Here is an 18014-nt window from a genome sequence, read left to right as displayed (position 1 = left end):
CAGGCAGTTGCTCCGTCACAACGCGGTGCGCCGTTCCCTCGTCGGCGGCGCGCCGCATCCATTGCAAGGAAATCCATGAAGTCCACCGCCAACACCCTGCGCGCCTGCCTGCTGGCCAGCGCGGTCGTCGCTGCACTCGGCCTCACTGCATGCAGCCCATCGCAAACCCCGCCTGCCAACCCGGCCGAGGACGCCGCCGCCATGCCTGCAGGCAGCGGTGCATACAGCATTCGCGGCACGCTGCCGGGGTTGGCCGATGGCACCGAACTCAAACTGCTGGTGCCGTCGGCGGCGACCGACCCAATGCATGTCGAACCGGTGGCCACGGCAACCGTGCAGGATGGCGCCTTCGTGCTCAGCGGTGAGGTCAAGCAGGCCGTACCGGCGGTGCTGATGGTGGGCAATCAAGGCTCGGTGAAACTGGTGCTGGAGCCCGGCGAGCTGCGTATTGAAGCCGGCGAACTGGGCCCGGTGGCCAAGGGCGGCAGCCTGACCGAGCGTGTCTACGGCTATCTGCGGGATCCCGCCTATGTGGCGGCCTACAAGGCCAACCGCGAAGCCAACCGCAAGGCCTTCGACGGCGTGGATGAGAACGACGAAGCGGCGATGAAGGCCGCACGTGAATCGGTTGCTGCACCGTTTGCTGCCTTGACCAAGGTCAGGAACGACTACGACGCGGTCATCCTCGACGGTGCAGAGCCTGCGCTGCTCAAGCTGCTGGTGCTGAGCGAGAACTACGATTGGAAGCGCTACGACGTGGCCCGCCGCGCGCAGTTGTTGGCCAGCTACAAGCAGGAGCTCGGCGCGCATCCCTTGATCGTGCAGATGGAGCAGGCCGCCGCCGACTATGCCAAGACCCAACAGTTGGCCGAGAAGTTCGGTCCGGGCAAGCCCTATGCCGACATCGAGGCCGTCGGTGTGGACGGAAAGGTGGTCAAGCTGTCCGAGGTGCTGGCACGCAACAAGCTGGTCCTGCTCGATTTCTGGGCGTCCTGGTGCGGGCCGTGCCGGGGCGAGTTCCCGCATCTGCTGAAGGTCTACCGCGAGTTCCATGCACACGGCTTCGAGATCTACGCCGTGTCACTGGATGAAGACAAGGAAGACTGGACCAAGGCCATGCAGGAAGAGGGCGGCAGCAACGACCTGCCGTGGATCAACCTGCAGGCACCGGGCTTTGAGGACAAGGCCGCGCAGACCTATGGCGTGGTGCAGCTGCCGCAGAACTACCTGATCGCCGGTGACGGCACCATCGTCGGCGTCGGCATGCGCGAGTGGGACGTCGAGCGCGCAGTGCGCGCACAGATCAAGAAGGTTGAAGATGCGCCTGCACGTTGATGTCATCCGCCGCGTCGCGCTGAGCGCATTGCTGCTGCTCGGCGTACTGCTGCCTGGCAGCGTGCTGGCGCAGGTGCAGGCCGAGCTCGTCGCTGCGCAACACTCGGTGCAGCCGGGTCAGTCGCTGCAGCTTGCCCTGCGCATGCAGCACGATCTGCACTGGCACAGCTTCTGGAAGAACGCTGGCACCGGCTTGCCGACCAAGCTGATGTGGGAGCTGCCGCCGGGTTGGACCGCCGAGGCGATCCAGTGGCCGACGCCGATCCTTGTGCGCGACCGCGAAGGCAACATCACCGGCCACGGTTACGAAGGCCTGTCGTACCTGCCTGTGCGGCTGATCGCTCCGTCTGACCTGAAGCCCGGCAGTGTGGTCGAGTTGAAGGCACAGGCGCGTTGGCTGATGTGCGAGACCGTGTGCATCCCGGGCAAGGCAGCGGTGAGCCTGAGCGTGCCGGTCAGTGCCGACCTGCCACAGCCTGATGTCGATGTGCAGGCGGCGTTGGCGGCCTTGCCGATGCCAGGTTCCAGCGAAGGCTGGCAACTGGCGGCGACCCGCGAGCAGGGTGACCTGACCCTGCGCGTGGCCGCACCGGCAGATATCGCCGAATTGCATTTCTTCCCGGCTGACGAATTCGTTTCCTACAAGGTGCCGCAGACCATCGGCAATCGCGGTGCACGCGCCTTGCTGAAGTTGCCACTGGATCCCGCCGAGAGCATGCCGGCCGATGCAGCGCTGCGCGGTGTGCTGGCCTATAACGACGCGCAAGGCATCTATCGCGGTGTCAGCATCGAGCTGCCGTTCGTGGCCGAGGCCGAGGCGACTGCCTTGGTCAGCACGGCCGACCTTGGGGCTGCACCGGCTTCAGGTGCAGGCAATGATGGTGCACAGCTGTCGCTGTTGGTGCTGCTGTTCGCAGTGCTCGGCGGGCTCATCCTCAACCTGATGCCCTGCGTGTTCCCGGTGCTTGGCCTGAAGGTGGTTGGCTTCATCGAGCAGGCTGGCAATGACAGGCGCAAGGTCAGCCTGCATGCGCTGTCGTTCACCGCCGGTGTGCTGCTCTCGTTCTGGGCGTTGGCGGGCATGCTGGCGGTGCTGCGTGAAAGCGGACAGCAACTGGGCTGGGGCTTCCAGCTGCAATCGGCACCGTTCGTGTTCGTGCTGACGCTGGTGATGCTGGCCTTCGCGATGAACCTCAGTGGCGTGTTCGAAGTTGGCATGCGCGCCACCAGCGTCGGCTCAGGCCTGCAGATGCGGAGTGGTGTGGCCGGCAGCTTCTTCAGCGGCATGCTCGCCACCGTGGTGGCAACGCCGTGCAGTGCGCCGTTCCTGGCACCGGCCTTGGGCGCAGCGTTGGCCCTGCCAACCGCGCAGTCGTTCCTGGTGTTCACCGCCATCGCGCTGGGGCTGGCGCTGCCCTACCTGCTGTTGTCGGTATTCCCGTCGCTGGTCAAACTGTTGCCGCGCCCCGGCGCGTGGATGGAAACCTTCAAACAGCTGATGGCCTTCCCGCTGTATGCCACCGTCGGCTACCTGCTGTGGGTGCTTGCGGGGCAATTGCACGAAGCGGCCCTGCTCAATGCCTTGTTGGCGCTGTCACTGTTGGGCTTCGGTGTGTGGCTGTATGGCCGTGGCACCCGTCCCGGTGCACGCGGCGGCTGCGCCAGATTCAGTGTGGTTGCCGGCGTGCTGGTGCTGGCAGGGGCGGTGCTGTTCGGTTGGCCGCGTGCTCCAGCGCCGGAAGCCCTGCAATGGGAAGCCTGGAGCAGCGAGCGCGTGCAGCAGCTGCAGGCCGAGGGCCGCCCGATCTATGTCGACTTCACCGCGCGTTGGTGTGCTACCTGCCAGGTCAACAAGAAGGTGGTGTTCGCCGCGGCACGGGTGAACGACTACTTCCGCGACAACGAGGTGGTCGCGCTGAAGGCTGACTGGACCAACGCCGATCCACTGATCACCGCCGAGCTGGAACGTTGGAACCGCAGCGCGGTGCCGTTCAACCTGGCCTATCCGGCCGGTGGCGGCCCGCCCCGCGAACTGCCCGAGGTACTCACGCCGGAGATCGTGCTCTCCGCGCTGGACAACGTTACCCCACCAGGACGGGATTGAACTCCCGCCCCGACTTTCCCCGCGCCTCCGGGCGCATCTAGAGAGAACGCAACGCATGATTTCGCAACGCCTGTTGTGCGCCGGCCTTGCGCTGGGCTTGATGGCAGCTGCTGCTGCCTCGGCCGAGCCGGTCAAGGTCAATGGCTTCACCTACGTAAAATCCGCCGATGGCATCGACGAGTACCGGCTCGACGCCAATGGTTTGAGCGTCCTGCTGCTGCCCAACCACGCCGCACCGGTGGTGACCTTCCAGATGACCTATCGGGTCGGTTCGCGCAACGAGGTGACCGGCACCACCGGTGGCACCCACCTGCTCGAGCACCTGATGTTCATGGGCAGCACCAACTTCGACGGCGCTAACAACGTCGACACCTACCTGGACCGCGTCGGTGCCGGCTTCAACGCCACCACCTCGCTGGACCGCACCAACTACTACGCCACGCTGCCGCCGGCCGCGCTGGACGGTTACATCGCCATCGAAGCCGATCGCATGCGGGGTCTGCTGCTGCGTGAGAAGGATCGCCAGAGCGAAATGACGGTGGTGCGCAACGAATACGAGCGCAACGAAAACAATCCCAACGGCGCCTTGATGAAGCTGATGTGGGCGACCGCCTTCAGCGCGCATCCGTACCACCATCCGGTGATCGGCTGGCGCAGCGATATCGAGAAGGTGTCCATCGAGAAGCTGCGCGCGTTCTACGACACCTTCTACTGGCCGAACAACGCCACTGTCACCGTGGTTGGCGATATCGACAGTGCCAAGGTGCTGGCCAGCATTGGTGAGAAGTTCGGCAAGGTGCCGCGCTCGCCGCATGCCATTCCCGAGGTCTACACCACCGAGCCGGAGCAGCAGGGCGAGCGTCGGGTGACGCTGCGTCGTGCTGGTGAAACCGGCACGGTGATGATGGCGTACAAGGCCCCGGCGGGCCTGGACAAGGACATTCCGGCACTGAACGTGCTGGAGCTGGTGTTGCAGGGCGGCCGCAGCGCTCGCCTGCAGCGTGCGTTGGTGGACACCAGCAAGGCGGTGGCGGTATCGGGTGGCATGTACCAGCAGCGCGATCCCAGCCTGTTCATGCTGAGCGTGGCGTTGGCCCCGGACAGCAAGCACGAAGAGATCGAGAAGATCGTCCGCGAGGAGATCGCCAAGGTTGCCCGCGATGGCGTCAGCGTCGAGGAGATCAAACGCGTGCTTGGTCCGTACCGTGCCGAGGAAGCCTACCGCCGCGATGGCACCGACCAGGCCGCCGATGCGCTCAACGAGTTCATCGCGATGGGCGATTGGACCCTGTATTCCAGCGCCTTGAAGGATCTTGAGAAGGTCACCCCGGCCGACGTGCAGCGCGTCGCCGGCAAGTATTTCACCGCAGAGCAGAGCACGGTTGGCTGGTTCGTGCCGGAGAGCAGCAAGTGAACAACGCAAAACGCATTCGACTGATTCCGTTGGCACTGGCTGCACTGTCCAGCCTTGCCGCATTCGCCGCACAGGCCGGCGTCGCCGACACCGCCGTGCACGCCAAGGCCGCCGGCATCGACCTGATCGTCTACCCGATGGGGGTCAAGGACGTGGTCACCTTCACCGGCTCGATGCCGCTGGGTGACGCCTTCCTCGCCGCCAAGGGCGACAACCCGGCAGTGCCGACGCTGACCGCGATGCTGCTGGAAGCCGGCACCACCCGCCGCGACAAGTTCGCCATCTCCGATGCGCTGGACGGCATCGGTGCACAGCTGTCCTTCAGCCCCAGCGCCGCGCGCATCGGCATCTACGGCAAGAGCCTGAAGCAGGACCTGCCGACCGTGCTCGACCTGCTGGCCGAACAGCTGCGCCAGCCGGCCTTTACCGCCGAGGAACTGGCCAAGGCCAAGGTGCAGTTGGAAGCGGCACTGCGCCAGGCCAGCGACACCCCCGGCGCGATGGCGCGTGAAACCCTGATGCTGAGCATCTTCCCGGCCGCCAGCATCAACGCACCAGCACCGCGCGAAGCCATGCTCAAGGCGGTGCCGCAGGTCACGCTGGAGCAGATCAAGGCCTTCCACGCCAAGTACTACGGCCCGGCGCACATGACCCTGGTGTTTGCCGGTGACGTCGATGCCAAGGCGATTGAAACCGCGGTTGCACACGGCTTCAACGGCTGGAGCGGCGGCGTGTACTATCTGCGCGACGCACCGGCACGGCTGCCGGCCAAGGCCGCCGAGCACAGCATCGCGATGAAGGACAAGGCCAGCGTCAGCGTGTTCCTGGGCCAGGCCACAGGCCTGCGCTACACCGATGCCGACTACCTGCCGATGACGGTGGGTGTGGACGTGCTCGGCTCGGGCTTCACCGGCCGGTTGATGGCAGCGGTGCGGGCGAAGGAAGGCCTGACCTACGGCATCGGCGGCAACCTGCTGGGCAGCGACTACATGGACGGCGGCCTGGGCATCAGCACCACCTTCGCACCGGAGCTGATGGACAAGGGCATCGCCAGCACCCGCCGCGAACTGCAGCGCTGGTGGAAGGACGGCATCACTGCCGACGAGCTGGAGGCACGCAAGCAGGCGATGGTCGGCAGCTACCAGGTCGGCCTGGGCAACACCGACGGCATGTCGGCGGCGATCATCGGCACGGTTGAGCGCGGTGTGGGCCTGGCCTGGCTGGACAACTACCCGCAGGCGATCCAGTCGGTGACGCTGGAGCAGGTCAACGGCGTGATCCGCAAGTACGTGGACCCGCAGAAGATGGTGCTGGTCAAGGCCGGTACCTTCAGCAAGTAAGTCGATCTCTGCCAAGTGGTTCGACACCAACAAACGCCGGCTTATGCCGGCGTTTGTTGTTCATTACGATGCAACCTGTGTTCCCGTAGCCCAGGTAAGCGAAGCGCACCCGGGATTGGCGCACAGCTTCGTAGCCCGGGTAAGCGAAGCGCACCCGGGGAAACTATCGGAAATGAGCTCGCTGCCGCGCCCAGCGGACGCGGGCAACCGCTGATCTGCACGGCGCATTGTTGATTCAAGCACGCACGCTGTTGGAAATGATCTCAACCCAATAGCCGTCCGGGTCCTTGATGAAGGCCAGGCTCTTCATGCGGCCATCGCTCAGGCGCTTCTGGAACGGCACGCCCAGCTCCTCGAAACGCGCACAGGCCGCTTCCAGTTCCGGCACCGACACGCAGATGTGGCCGAAGCCGCGCGGGTCGCTGTTGCCGTCGTGGTAGACCGGGCCTTCCTGGTTCTCGGTGCCGTGGTTGTGGGTGAGTTCCAGCACACCGGGAATACCGGCCATCCACAAGCGGCGCTCGGCATCGTCCTGCGGCACCTGTACACCGGCCGGCACATAGGCCAGGAAGTACAGGCTGAACTGTGCTTCGGCGAAATCACGCTGGTCGATCAGCTGGAAGCCGAGCACGCGCGTATAGAAATCCAGCGAGGCGCGGATGTCCTTGACCCGTAGCATCGTATGGTTGAACACGAAGCCATTGGTTTCGGCTGGCACCCGGGCGGCGACGCCGGGCTGTTGGGCAAGGGTTTGAAGGCTCATGAAATCTGTCCTGTTGCGATGAATGGGGGAGGGCGCGGATGCAACTGCGGCAGCGCAATGCTCATGCAAAAAGTTGCATTTGAAATCGCCACCCCTGCTTGCATGCGTCGATAGAAAAAATCATCAACGGCATACCTGCAGTGGCTAGGCGACTGCGCGCGCGCTGGCTATGCTGCGTCGCAGGATAGTCGTTGTTCCCCTCGTTTTGATGAAGCGCGCATGCATTGCCTGATGTGCGCTGGGAGTGACGCTGGCGCAAGGGCTGCGCGGATTGTTGGCAGGGGATGCCGCCACGGACGGAGCCACGGCGTGACCAGCGGCGGTTGACAAGGTTTCGCTGCTCGCGTTATTCATTGTATGTATATACAAATAACGGAATTGTCTGGAACTTCATGTCCTACCGTATGTGCCTGCCGTTGCTGCTGATGCTGGTGCTCGCCGTCGAAGGCGTGCTCGGGGCATGGGCGAGCACGCGCATGGTGCTGCATGCGGATGGGGTTCCATCGGTCGCGGGGATTACCCGCGCGGCCAGTGCAGGCTGTGACCCGGTGCGAAGTGACCCGGTTCGAAGTGATCTGGTGAATCGCACGTCGGCTGCAACTGCTGGCGGTGGCCACGACGAGCACACCGGCAAGTCGACCTCCAACCATGCTGATGACTGCAGCTGCGCCGACAGCGTGGGCTGCGAATGCCTGTGTGTGTTCACCATCTATCCCCCCGCGACGGCGCTGTTGTTCGCCGGTGCGCATCCACCGGTATCGGCCGATACGCCATTGCCGACGCTGGTATTGCCGGCGGGCAGGCTGTCCCGCGTCTTCCGACCTCCCATCGCCTGAGCGGTTGTTCTCGCGTCACCACGACGTAGTAGTGAACCGTGCTCGCACCCGCGACCGCGGCTATCGCCCCGAGACAGAATCCCAGCGAGAGAGAACATGTATTTGAAGCCCCAAGCCTTGGCTGCGGCCATCGGCACGCTGTTGTGTGCCACCGCCGTCCACACCGCCAATGCGCAGGACGCGCAACCCCCGAATGAAGCCGCCCGCACGCTGGACGCCGTGCAGGTCACCGGCAGCCACATCAAGCGCGCGCAGTTGTCGGGCGTGGGCCCGGTCAGCGTGATCGACGCGCAGGCCATTGAACGCTCCGGCGCTACGTCGGTGGACACGCTGTTGCAGCGCCTGCCGGCCTCGGCCGGTTTTGCAGGTAGCCAGAGCAATGCCTACTGGGCCGAGAACGGCTACGGCACCACCCAGGTGAACCTGCGCGGCCTCGGCATAAACCGCACCCTGGTGCTGCTCAACGGTCGCCGCATCGTCAATGGCGGCACCGGCGCAAACAGTTCGGTCGATCTGAACATGATCCCGGTAGCGCTGATCGAGCGCGTGGAAGTGCTCAAGGACGGTGCTTCGGCCATCTACGGCGCCGATGCGGTGGCGGGCGTGGTCAACATCATCACCAAACAAGGGTTCGATGGCGCCGAGGCGGCGGTGCGTTACGGCCAGACCACGCGTGGCGATGGCGACGAAACTGCTGTCGACCTGGCCTGGGGCGTCACCAGTGATCGTGGCTCGCTGATGGCCGGCATCAACTACGCCGAAGGCGGCACCGTCAACATGGCCTCGCGCGCGCCTTGTGGCCTGGCTGAGGTGGACGGAAAACTGGTGTGCTCAGGGAGTTCGACCACGGTGGGTGGCCGTGCGCTGCTGGCCGATGGCAGCCGCGTCAACTTCAACCAGGTGCTGGGCGGCAACGGCGATTTCTACGAGCCGTACTCGGCCGCCAAGCACAACTACAACGGCAACCCTACGCTCAACGCGGTCAATCCGATCAAGCGCATCAGCATCAGCGTGTTCGGTGACAGCCAGCTCAGCGAGAACACCACCGTTTTCACGGAGCTGATGTACACCAACCGCCAATCCGATCAGCTGGCCGCGCCGGGCGGACTCGGCGTGTATCGGCCGATCAACATCGCCGCCAATCACCCGACCAACCCGACCGGACAGGACCTGCTGCTGCAGCGTCGTCGTCTGGAAGAAGCCGGCCCGCGCCATTTCTCGCAGGAGGTGAATACCTTCCGTGGTCTGGTCGGAGTGAAGGGCCAGTTCGGCACTGGTTGGGACTGGTCGGCGGCCTTGAACTGGGGCCGCAACACGGGCGTTGATGGTTCGGACAACGTCGCCAATCTTGATCGTGTCGAGCAGACCTTGAACCGCAGCGTCTGCAGCCCGGTGCCGGGCGCAGCGATTCCCTGCGGCGACTATCTCGGCTATGGCGATCTGAGTCGCGAAGTGCTCGACTACATCCTCTACACCTCGCGCGATACCGGCGGCAACGAACAGAAGAGTTTCACTGCCAATCTGAGCGGGCAGATCTTCGAGCTGCCTGCAGGTTGGGTAGGCTTCGCTGCCGGCGTGGAAGTGCGCAAGGAACGCGGGTGGCGCAATCCCGATCCGTTGACCGTGCTCGGCATCGGCAACACCAACCAGCAGGATCCGATTGCCGGTGAATACACCGCCAAGGAAGTCTTTGCAGAGCTGGCCATCCCGCTGCTGCAGGACAATGTCATCGCTGATTCGCTGTATCTGAATCTGGCCGGGCGTGCCTCGGACTACGATCTGTTCGGCCGCGATTACAACTACAAGGCCGGGCTGGACTGGCAGATCAATCCCTCGCTGAAAGTTCGCAGCACCTATGCCACTGCATTCCGCATCCCGAACATCCCGGAACTGTTTGGCGGCGTGGCCGAAGGCAACCTGACCACCACCGATCCGTGCAGCAACTGGTCGGCGCTGCCGTCTGGTTCCACCGTGCGTGCCAACTGCCAGGCCTATGGCGTGCCGGCTGGCTATGTACAGCCGGGTAATACCATCCTCACCACCTCGGGCGGAAACTCGGCGCTGGAGCCGGAAGACGCCACCTCGTTCACCGCTGGCGTGGTGTGGACGCCGGAGTTCCTGTCCGGGCTGACCTTGACGCTGGATTACTACAATATCCGCATCAAGCACGCGATCCAGCGCATCGATGGTTCCACCAAGCTGGCCATCTGCTACAACACGCCGGGGCTGGCGCATCCGTTCTGCGATGCCAGCAACTTCACTCGCAATCCGCGCACCGGCGAAGTCGACTTCCTGTCCTCGCAGCCGGTCAATGCCGCCAACGAGCATGTCACCGGTTACGACTTCGGCGCGCTGTATGATTTCAAGGCAGCCGGCTTGGATGCCAGCGTCAGTGCCGATGTGTCCTACCTGCAGCGCTATGACGTGCGGCCGTACGACGGTGCCGACCTGATCGAGTACGCCGGCAAGATCACCGGCGGGCGCGGCAGCTATGCCAAGTGGCGTGGCCTGGTCTCGGTCAATGCCTCGCGCGATCAATGGTCGGGTACCTGGAGCACGCAGTACATCGGTCGCGCCGATGACATCAATGCAGCCCGCGGTGACATCGGTGACCACGCGCCGTCGGTGTTCTATCACAACCTGCAGCTCAAGTACGCGGTGAGCAAGGCGCTGGATGTATCACTGGGCCTGGACAATGTCTTCGACAAGAAGCCGCCGTTCATCCAGAGCTACACCGATGCCAACACCGATACGATGACCTACGACCTGCTGGGTCGCCGCTGGTACGCACGCATCGGCTACCGCTGGTGATTGGATGCGCCCCGTCGCAGCTGCGGCGGGGCGCGTCATTGAACGAGGACGATGTTGATGAAACCCGCATTCTGGGCACGCCGTGCCCACAAATGGATCGGCCTGGTGATCGGCGTGCAGGCACTGCTGTGGATGCTCAGCGGCGTCTACATGACCGTGGTGCCGCTGGACGTGATCCATGGCGACCACCTGGCCCACGTACATGGCACACCGCTTCCGGCGCAGGCCGCGCGCGTTGGCGCCGATGTGCTGGCTACGCGCTATCCACAGATGGAGTCGTTTCGGCTCAAGCATGTGCTGGACCGCGAGGTCTATGAGATCCGCCAGGGCAAACAGAAGTACCTGGTGGATGCCGCCAGCGGCGAACGCCTGGCACCGATGGACCGTGAGCAGGCAATAGCGCTGGCGCAGTCGCTGTACCAGGGGGAAGGCGAAGTTGAGCGGGTGGAGTGGATCACCCGTGCGCCATCAGAAGTGAAGACCCGGCCGGTGCCGATGTGGGCCGTGCATTTCAGCGGGCGCGGTGACAGCACGCTGTACCTGTCACCGGACAGCGGTGAGCTGTTGGCACGCCGGCATGACCTGTGGCGTGTGTTCGATTTCGTGTGGATGTTGCACATCATGGATTACGAGAACCGCACCGACGTCAACAACACCTTGTTGCGCGTGGCCTCGATCATTGGCCTGGGTTTCGCCCTCAGCGGCATCTGGCTGCTGTTCTACAGCTTCGGCAAGCGGAGGAGCGCATGACGCCCTGGATGCGGACCCTGCACAAGTGGGTAGGCCTGATCGTCGGCCTGCAGTTCGTGGTTTGGTTGGGCAGCGGCCTGATGATGAGCCTGCTCGACCCCGACAAGATCGAAGGCAGTGCCCAGCAGGCAGCAGCAGTTGCCAACCCTGCGTGGCCGGCCGCAACGGTGTCGCCAACTGTGGCGCTGGCTGCAGCCAAGGGTGAGGCGGCAACGCTGGACAGTGGCTGGTTGCTGCAACAGCCGGTGTACCGCCTGCAATCGCCGCAAGGCACCGAGGTCATCGATGCCCGCGACGGCAAGCGCATCAGCATCGATGCGGCGGTCGCGGCAAAAGTCGCACAAGCGGCCTATGCCGGTGACGGTGTTGCCGCAGCGCCGCAGTATCTGGAGAAGACGCTGGAAACCCGGGCCAACCCGGACCCGGTGTGGCGCGTGGACTTCAGCGATGCGCAGGACACCAGCATCTATGTGTCCGCGCAGAGCGGCCAGGTGATGGAGCACCGCAACGCGACCTGGCGGCTGTTCGATATCTTCTGGATGTTGCACATCATGGATTACAGCAGCCGGGTCGATTTCAACAACCCGCTGGTGGTGGGCATGGGTATCGGCGGCCTGTGGTTGGCGCTGACCGGCGTGTGGTTGTTGATTGCCAGCTTCCACCTGCAGGAGTTCATACCGCGGCGCTGGCGTTCGCGCCGGCAGCTGATGGTCTACGCGCCGGGTGGCGCGCATCTGCGCACGGTTGAGGTTGCCAGTGGCGACAGCGTTTATGTGGCACTGGCGCGTGAAGGCATCAATCTTCCCTCCAACTGCGGTGGTGGACAAAGCTGTGGTCTATGCGAAGTCCGTGTGCGTACCGGTGCCGGCAAGGCAACCGCTGCCGATCGCGCGCATGTACCCGAAGCAAAGCGCAAGGTTGGCTGCCGGCTGGCCTGCAACCTGCAGGTAGATGAAGACGTCGAGATCGAGGTTGCCGGCGGTGCCAGCCTGTGGGCCGAGCACTGGGCCATCGTCGAGAGAGTTGTGGCGGTGACGCCGTTCCTGCGCGAGATCCATCTGCGCCCGGAGCAGACCGCGGATGCGCAGTTCCAGCCCGGCTGCTACCTGCAGCTGCACGTGCCCGAGTACGAGTTGCCGCGCAGTGCGGTGTGGTACCCGGACGAGCATGACGAGGATTGGAAGGGGCTGTCCTTGCCTGCGACCTTACAGAACAAGACCGCGGTGCGGCGCTCGTACTCGCTGGCGACACCGGTATCGAACGCGGACGGCGGCCTGGTGCTGCTGGTGCGCTTCAGCCCCGGCTGGCAGGAGAACCGCAAGCATCCGCCGGGCAAGGGCTCGACCTACGCCTATACGTTGCGTGAGGGTGACCGTGTTCGCTACAGCGGCCCGTTTGGTGATTTCGCACTGAGCGGCAGCGAGCGCGAGAAGATCTTCATTGGTGCTGGTGCGGGCATGGCGCCGCTACGTGCACTTATCCAGCAGCGCTTGGATGAAGGTGGTGGTGAACGTATGCATTACTGGTACGGCGCCCGTGGCGAGCGTGATTGTCCCTATGTCGAGCAGATGCAGGAGTTGGCGCGTGAGCATGCCAACTTCAGCTGGCATCCGGTGTGGTCGGGGCAGGGGACGGATGCACGGCGTGTGCATGATGCGATCCATGAAGACCTGTTGAAGCAGCATCCGGATCTGGCGGGTTGCGAGTTCTATCTGTGTGGACCACCGGCGATGTTGGCGGCGACCAGGCAGCTGTTGCGCAAGCTGGGTGTTGCGGATGAGCGGGTTGCGTTTGATGACTTCAAGATCTGAGTGAGCTTGAGCTTGGCTGTTGCGGCAGCAGATGTCGGAGGTCTGCAGCTGTTGCTGTTGCTGCTGCTGTTGCTTTTGCTTTTGCTTTTGCTTCGGCTCTGGCTTTGGCTCTGGACATTCCCTTCTCCCGCTTGCGGGAGAAGGTGCCCGGAGGGCGGATGAGGGGAAGTTTTTGACTTTGCTTAGCTAGGAGCTTCCCCTCACCCCAACCCCTCTCCCGTAAACGGGAGAGGGGCTTCAGCGCAGATCACTCGTGCTTCGAGAACTCGCTCAACGAACCATCATTGCCGAGCAATGCAACCGTGAACGCCTGGCGATAACCATCCGGCGATTCCATGCCTGGCGTACCCACCGGCATGCCCGGCAGCACCAGGCCACGTGCCTGCGGGCGCTCGGCCAGCAGCTTCTTGATGTCTTCCACCGGGACATGGCCTTCCACCACATAGCCGTCGATCTCGGAGGTGTGGCAGGACATCATGCCGTCGCCGATTCCCAGCCGCTGCTTCACCGCCATCATGTCGCTGGTGTCATTGATCTGTACCGGGAAGCCTGCGGCCTGCATATGCTCGGCCCAGCCACCACAGCAGCCACAGTTCGGGTCCTTGTGCACAACCACCAACGGCAAGGCCTTGGTAACCGGCGCAGCTTCAGCAGCCTTCGCAGGTGCCGCAGCAACCGCAGTGCTAGTAGCCGACGGACTGGCATTGCAGGCACTGATCAACAAGGTGCCGGCAGCCAGCACCAACAGCGAGAACATGGGTTTTGAACGCGTTTTCATGATCTTGATTCCTTGGACAGTTTGCCGCACAGGCCGGAGGCCAGTGCGGCAGTGGGGCGTCACAGCATCGATAGGCCGCGCTCGAATTCCTTGGCGTCGAGCTTGCCATCACGGTTGCCATCGCTCATGCCGAAGTGCGGCAGCAGCGGGTGACCGCTGGGCAGCTCCTCGCGGCTGATGAAGCCATCCTTGTTGGCATCGAAACGCTTGAACGTCGCCGCTGCATCAGCCTGCGGTGCCTTTGCAGCCGGTTTTGCAGCCGGTGCGTGGTGCTCATGGCCGGCATGCTGGGCCTGCGCGATGGAAACGGATGCAAGGGAGATCGCGCCTACCAGTGCGGCCTGGAGAAAGAAATTCATCGAGTGTATTCCTTGTAGGGAGAGTGGTGATGGCGTCGGCATGCGACGCCATCACTACGAATCAGAACCAGAAGCGCACGCCGGCAACCCAGCGCGATTCGCTCACGCCTTCGCCGGCATCACGGTGCAGGTCGGCGGTATTGCCGAATGCGCGTTCGTGCACGAAGCCCACATACGGTGCGAACTTGCGGGTGAACTCGTAGCGCAGGCGCAGGCCTGCTTCCACGCTGCTCAGACCCTTGCCCACACCGCGGCGCGGATCGTCATCGGCAACGATGCTGGCTTCCACCACCGGTTGCAGGATCAGCCGGTTGGTCAGCAGCACGTCGTACTCGACCTCGAAGGCCAACTCGGCCTTGCGCGGTCCGCCGATGTAGGCCATCGCCGAGACTTCGAACTTGTACGGAGACATGCCCTGCAGGCCGAAGGCTGCGCGGGTCAGATCCGGGGATTCGCGGCTGTTGTCATGCCGCGCACCGGCCACCACGTCCCACCACGGCGAGATCGAATGCCCGTACAGCGCATCCACCGACCAGTCGCCGAGCGCGTTCTCGCTGCGCTCGCCCTCACTGCGGATCCATAGGCGGTTGATGTCGTTGCCAAACCAGGAGTCGATGCCCCAGGCCTGGCCGCTGCCGTGGGCGTTGTCCCAGGCTTCCAGGTGATCGAATAGCACCAGGCTGTGGAACGACGGTGCGTGCTCCATCGCATGCGGCTTCAATACCGGGAAGGCATCGTCGAAGTCCTGCTTGGTCGGTGTCGGGATCGGTTCGCGCGGCGCATCGCTGGCGCTGCTGCCCTGCATGTTGTGACCAGCATGCGGATCGGCAGGCATTGCATGCCCCGCGTGCGGGTCAGCTGCCGCGCCGTGGCTGGAATGATCTTCCGCCTTGGGCATTGCATGGTCGGCATGCGGATCGGCGGGCATGGCATGGCCGACGTGCGGATCAGCTGCCGCGCCGTGGCTGGAATGATCCTCCGCCTTGGGCATGGCATGGCCTGCATGTGGATCAGCAGCCTTGGCCTTGCCGCCATGACCACGGTGCGCAGCATGCGGATCGGCCGGCTTGGTCTTGGGCATATTGTGCCCAGCATGCGGATCAACTGCCGGCTTTGCTTCAGCGGCATGCCCGGCGTGGCCCGCATGCGGGTCCTGCGCGAAGGCGCTGCCGCTGGCGGCCAGGGCGATGAACAACAACGAGTGAGAGAAGGTCTTCATGCGTCGATCCTCACTTCGCGCATCATGCCCGCTTCCATGTGGTACAGCAGATGGCAGTGGAAGGCCCAACGGCCCAGCGCATCCGCGCGCACGCGGTAACTGCGGCGTGTGCCGGGCGGCATGTCGATGGTGTGCTTGCGCAACTGGAACTCGCCGTCGGCGTTCTCCAGGTCACTCCATACGCCGTGCAGGTGGATCGGATGCTGCATCATCGTGTCGTTGACCAGCACGATGCGCATGCGCTCGCCGTAGTTCAACTTGATGGGCTCGGCACCGGCAAACGGAATGCCGTCGAAGTTCCAGGCGAACTTTTCCATGTGGCCGGTGAGATGCAGTTCGATCTCGCGGCCGGGCTCACGCCCATCCGGGTCCTCGAACAAGGAACGCATCGCGCCATAGGTCAGCACCTTGCGGCCGTTGTCACGCAGGCCGATGCCGGGGTCGTCGAGCTTGGGCTCGGTGGCCGCGGTCTGCATGTCGATCAGCGGGTTACCGGCTTCGCTGGGCTTGTGCTTGGGCGACTTGTCGGAGCCGCCATGGGCGCCGTGGCCCATCGCCGCACCGCAGCCGCCTTCCATGCCCTTGGCCCCCATATTGGCGCCGCAACCACCTTCCATGCCGGCACCGTGGTCGCCATGGCTGCCCATGTCGTGGCCCATGTCGCTCATGGTCAGCAGCGGGCGCGGATCGATCTGCGGAATCGGCGCCTGCAGGCCCTGCCGCGTTGCCAGCGTGCCGCAGGCGTAGCCGGTGCGGCCCATGTCCTGCGCAAACAGGGTGAAGGCATCCTGGCCGGTCGGTTCGACGATCACGTCGAAGGTCTCGGCCGGGGCAATGCGGAACTCGTCGATGCTGACCGGATGGATGTACTGGCCATCAGCGGCGACCACGGTCATCTTCAGGCCGGGGATGCGCACATCGAAGTAGGTCATCGCCGAGCCGTTGATGAAACGCAGCAACACCTTTTCGCCACTGCGGAACAGGCCGGTCCAGTTGCCGGCCGGCGCGGTTCCGTTCATCAGGTAGGTGTAGGTGTGGGCGTTGATGTCGGACAGATCGGAGGGCGTCATCCGCATCCGGCCCCACATGCCGCGGTCACTGAGCGTCTCGCGCAGGCCATCCTTGCGCGCGTCGCGCATGAAGTCACCGACCGTGCGCTGGTAGGTGTTGTCATGCATCGGCATTTTCTTCATGCGCCGGAACAGCGCATCCGGATCCATGTCGGTCCAGTCCGAGAGCATGACCACGTGCTCGCGGTCGAAGTGATACGGCGGCGGTGCCAGCGGATCGACGATCATCGCGCCGTACAGGCCCGCCTGTTCCTGGAACATCGAGTGGCTGTGGTACCAGTAGGTACCGGACTGCTTGAGCTGGAACCGGTACTGGTAGGCCTCACCGGGTGCGATGCCGTTGAAGCTCAGCCCCGGTACGCCGTCCATGTTGGCCGGCAGCAGGATGCCGTGCCAATGGATGGAGGTCATTTCATCGGTGAGCGTGTTGGCCACACGCAGGTTGACCGTGTCGCCCTCACGCAGGCGCAGGATCGGCGCCGGTAACGAGCCATTGACGGTGATGGCGGGGCGGGTACGGCCAGTGAAGTTGACCGCCGAGCGGCCAATCGCAAGGCTCAGCTCGGTGCCGCGCAGCTCAACCGGCGGCACCGCCATGGCACTGCCGGCGGCGAAGGCCTGCGGAATACGCGCCAGGCCGGCACCGGCAACCACGCCGCCAATCGCCAGGCCCTGCACGAAGCGACGTCGCGACAGTACCGAGCGCGAATCGGAAAGGAAATCAGAAGACATGTGGAACTCCCGGTCACACAGCCGCATCACGATGCGTTGCTGCATGTCCTGAACAGATCAAGGGTGCACCAGGGCGATCGCCTTGGCACAGATATCTGCGTACGCCAGAAGGCGCGGGAATCAGGCGATGGGAGGGCGGTTGAGCTGGCCCGGGGCCACATCGTCGCGAGAGGGGAGTGCTGTCATTGGCGCCAAGGCATGGCGCATCGGTGCAAGCCTTGTCATCGTGACGCTGGGCAGCATGTTGCAATGCTGCTGGCAGTCGCAGTGGTCACCGCTTGCGCAGGGTGTACTGGCCTGTTCGTCCTGGCAGCAATCATGTGCAAAACCGGGGTCAGAGTGTTATTTCGGCCCGTAATCGCACTCTGACCCCGGTTTTGCCTCCGCCATCGTCTGCATCGGAATAGCCATCGCCGTAGCAGACCACACCGAACCGACCGCACCAGCGATCAGGGTCAGGCATAGCAGCAGGGGCAGCAGGATGCGCGGCACGGGGTTCAGGCTTGGAAGCGAGGCTGAACGATAGCATCCCAACGTACGGACTGGGCTGAACGGCAAAACCGGGGTGGGGGGGGGGGGGTGGGTGTGGGACCCCCCCACGACCCCCCCGGGGCGGGGAGAGCCCGCGCGGCGGGGGGGGGGGGAGGTTTGTCCGCGGAGGGCCAGCGCCCCCCCCCCCCCCCCCACCCCCG

At 64.2% G+C, this 18014-nt stretch carries 13 protein-coding genes; 8 read left to right on the top strand and 5 right to left on the bottom strand.

What is annotated here, in order from left to right:
• The first annotated feature begins 75 nt into the window (after positions 1-75).
• From ACVOLI_RS10050 to ACVOLI_RS10035, 4 genes are read left to right on the top strand one after another with little or no spacing between them, the layout of a single operon-like run.
• Positions 76-1335 (top strand): redoxin domain-containing protein, encoded by a 1260-nt coding sequence (locus ACVOLI_RS10050; protein ID WP_481534499.1) that lies wholly within the window; start codon positions 76-78, stop codon positions 1333-1335.
• Positions 1319-3439, top strand: a complete 2121-nt coding sequence (locus tag ACVOLI_RS10045) for a protein-disulfide reductase DsbD family protein (protein ID WP_481534498.1) — start codon at positions 1319-1321, stop codon at positions 3437-3439. The genes ACVOLI_RS10050 and ACVOLI_RS10045 overlap by 17 nt, the downstream gene beginning before the upstream one ends.
• Positions 3440-3494: 55 nt before the next feature.
• A complete protein-coding gene (locus tag ACVOLI_RS10040) occupies positions 3495-4853 on the top strand; it encodes a M16 family metallopeptidase (RefSeq protein WP_481534497.1) in 1359 nt (452 codons plus the stop codon).
• Complete coding sequence (locus tag ACVOLI_RS10035) at positions 4850-6193, top strand: M16 family metallopeptidase (protein ID WP_481534496.1); 1344 nt, start codon at positions 4850-4852, stop codon at positions 6191-6193. The genes ACVOLI_RS10040 and ACVOLI_RS10035 overlap by 4 nt, the downstream gene beginning before the upstream one ends.
• Before the next feature lie 235 nt (positions 6194-6428).
• On the opposite strand, the gene gloA is transcribed toward ACVOLI_RS10035, so the two are convergent.
• Positions 6429-6956, bottom strand: a complete 528-nt coding sequence (gloA, locus tag ACVOLI_RS10030) for a lactoylglutathione lyase (protein ID WP_481534495.1) — start codon at positions 6954-6956, stop codon at positions 6429-6431.
• Positions 6957-7348: 392 nt separating this feature from the next.
• Here gloA and ACVOLI_RS10025 point away from each other — a divergent pair, with 392 nt between their 5' ends.
• From ACVOLI_RS10025 to ACVOLI_RS10010, 4 genes are all read left to right on the top strand, one after another.
• The gene (locus ACVOLI_RS10025; protein WP_481534494.1) at positions 7349-7792 is read left to right on the top strand and encodes a CopL family metal-binding regulatory protein; all 444 of its coding nucleotides are present in this window, start codon (positions 7349-7351) and stop codon (positions 7790-7792) included.
• Positions 7793-7888: 96 nt separating this feature from the next.
• Positions 7889-10603, top strand: a complete 2715-nt coding sequence (locus ACVOLI_RS10020; protein WP_481534493.1) for a TonB-dependent receptor — start codon at positions 7889-7891, stop codon at positions 10601-10603.
• A 57-nt stretch (positions 10604-10660) separates the two neighbouring features.
• Entirely contained in the window at positions 10661-11353 is a 693-nt protein-coding gene (locus tag ACVOLI_RS10015) for a PepSY domain-containing protein (RefSeq protein WP_481534492.1), read from the top strand.
• Positions 11350-13164 (top strand): 2Fe-2S iron-sulfur cluster-binding protein, encoded by a 1815-nt coding sequence (locus ACVOLI_RS10010; RefSeq protein ID WP_481534491.1) that lies wholly within the window; start codon positions 11350-11352, stop codon positions 13162-13164. Before ACVOLI_RS10015 ends, ACVOLI_RS10010 begins: the two co-directional genes overlap by 4 nt.
• Before the next feature lie 247 nt (positions 13165-13411).
• On the opposite strand, the gene ACVOLI_RS10005 is transcribed toward ACVOLI_RS10010, so the two are convergent.
• The 4 genes from ACVOLI_RS10005 to ACVOLI_RS09990 all read right to left on the bottom strand — a co-directional run bounded on the left by ACVOLI_RS10005 (position 13412) and on the right by ACVOLI_RS09990 (position 17322).
• Complete coding sequence (locus ACVOLI_RS10005; RefSeq protein ID WP_481534490.1) at positions 13412-13942, bottom strand: DUF411 domain-containing protein; 531 nt, start codon at positions 13940-13942, stop codon at positions 13412-13414.
• 59 nt (positions 13943-14001) lie between these two features.
• Positions 14002-14301, bottom strand: coding sequence for an EF-hand domain-containing protein (locus tag ACVOLI_RS10000; protein ID WP_481534489.1), 300 nt, complete (start codon positions 14299-14301; stop codon positions 14002-14004).
• Between the two features lie 61 nt (positions 14302-14362).
• Positions 14363-15520: a copper resistance protein B gene (locus ACVOLI_RS09995; protein ID WP_481534488.1), complete on the bottom strand. Its 1158-nt coding sequence runs from the start codon at positions 15518-15520 to the stop codon at positions 14363-14365.
• A complete protein-coding gene (locus ACVOLI_RS09990) occupies positions 15517-17322 on the bottom strand; it encodes a copper resistance system multicopper oxidase (RefSeq protein WP_481534487.1) in 1806 nt (601 codons plus the stop codon). The genes ACVOLI_RS09995 and ACVOLI_RS09990 overlap by 4 nt, the downstream gene beginning before the upstream one ends.
• Positions 17323-18014 lie beyond the last annotated feature (692 nt).

The sequence above is a fragment of the Stenotrophomonas sp. STEN029 genome (genome assembly GCF_056760015.1).
Note: the sequence above shows the minus strand (reverse complement) of the source record. Positions and strands in the feature narration are given on the sequence as shown.

Excerpts from the sequence above, each read along its gene's own strand:
- gloA (WP_481534495.1), bottom strand. The coding sequence starts at position 6,956 with ATGAGCCTTCAAACCCTTGCCCAACAGCCCGGCGTCGCCGCCCGGGTG.
- ACVOLI_RS10020 (WP_481534493.1), top strand. The coding sequence starts at position 7,889 with ATGTATTTGAAGCCCCAAGCCTTGGCTGCGGCCATCGGCACGCTGTTG.
- ACVOLI_RS10005 (WP_481534490.1), bottom strand. The coding sequence starts at position 13,942 with ATGAAAACGCGTTCAAAACCCATGTTCTCGCTGTTGGTGCTGGCTGCC.
- ACVOLI_RS10000 (WP_481534489.1), bottom strand. The coding sequence starts at position 14,301 with ATGAATTTCTTTCTCCAGGCCGCACTGGTAGGCGCGATCTCCCTTGCA.
- ACVOLI_RS10040 (WP_481534497.1), top strand. The coding sequence starts at position 3,495 with ATGATTTCGCAACGCCTGTTGTGCGCCGGCCTTGCGCTGGGCTTGATG.
- ACVOLI_RS09990 (WP_481534487.1), bottom strand. The coding sequence starts at position 17,322 with ATGTCTTCTGATTTCCTTTCCGATTCGCGCTCGGTACTGTCGCGACGT.
- ACVOLI_RS10025 (WP_481534494.1), top strand. The coding sequence starts at position 7,349 with ATGTCCTACCGTATGTGCCTGCCGTTGCTGCTGATGCTGGTGCTCGCC.
- ACVOLI_RS10015 (WP_481534492.1), top strand. The coding sequence starts at position 10,661 with ATGAAACCCGCATTCTGGGCACGCCGTGCCCACAAATGGATCGGCCTG.
- ACVOLI_RS10045 (WP_481534498.1), top strand. The coding sequence starts at position 1,319 with ATGCGCCTGCACGTTGATGTCATCCGCCGCGTCGCGCTGAGCGCATTG.
- ACVOLI_RS10010 (WP_481534491.1), top strand. The coding sequence starts at position 11,350 with ATGACGCCCTGGATGCGGACCCTGCACAAGTGGGTAGGCCTGATCGTC.
- ACVOLI_RS09995 (WP_481534488.1), bottom strand. The coding sequence starts at position 15,520 with ATGAAGACCTTCTCTCACTCGTTGTTGTTCATCGCCCTGGCCGCCAGC.
- ACVOLI_RS10050 (WP_481534499.1), top strand. The coding sequence starts at position 76 with ATGAAGTCCACCGCCAACACCCTGCGCGCCTGCCTGCTGGCCAGCGCG.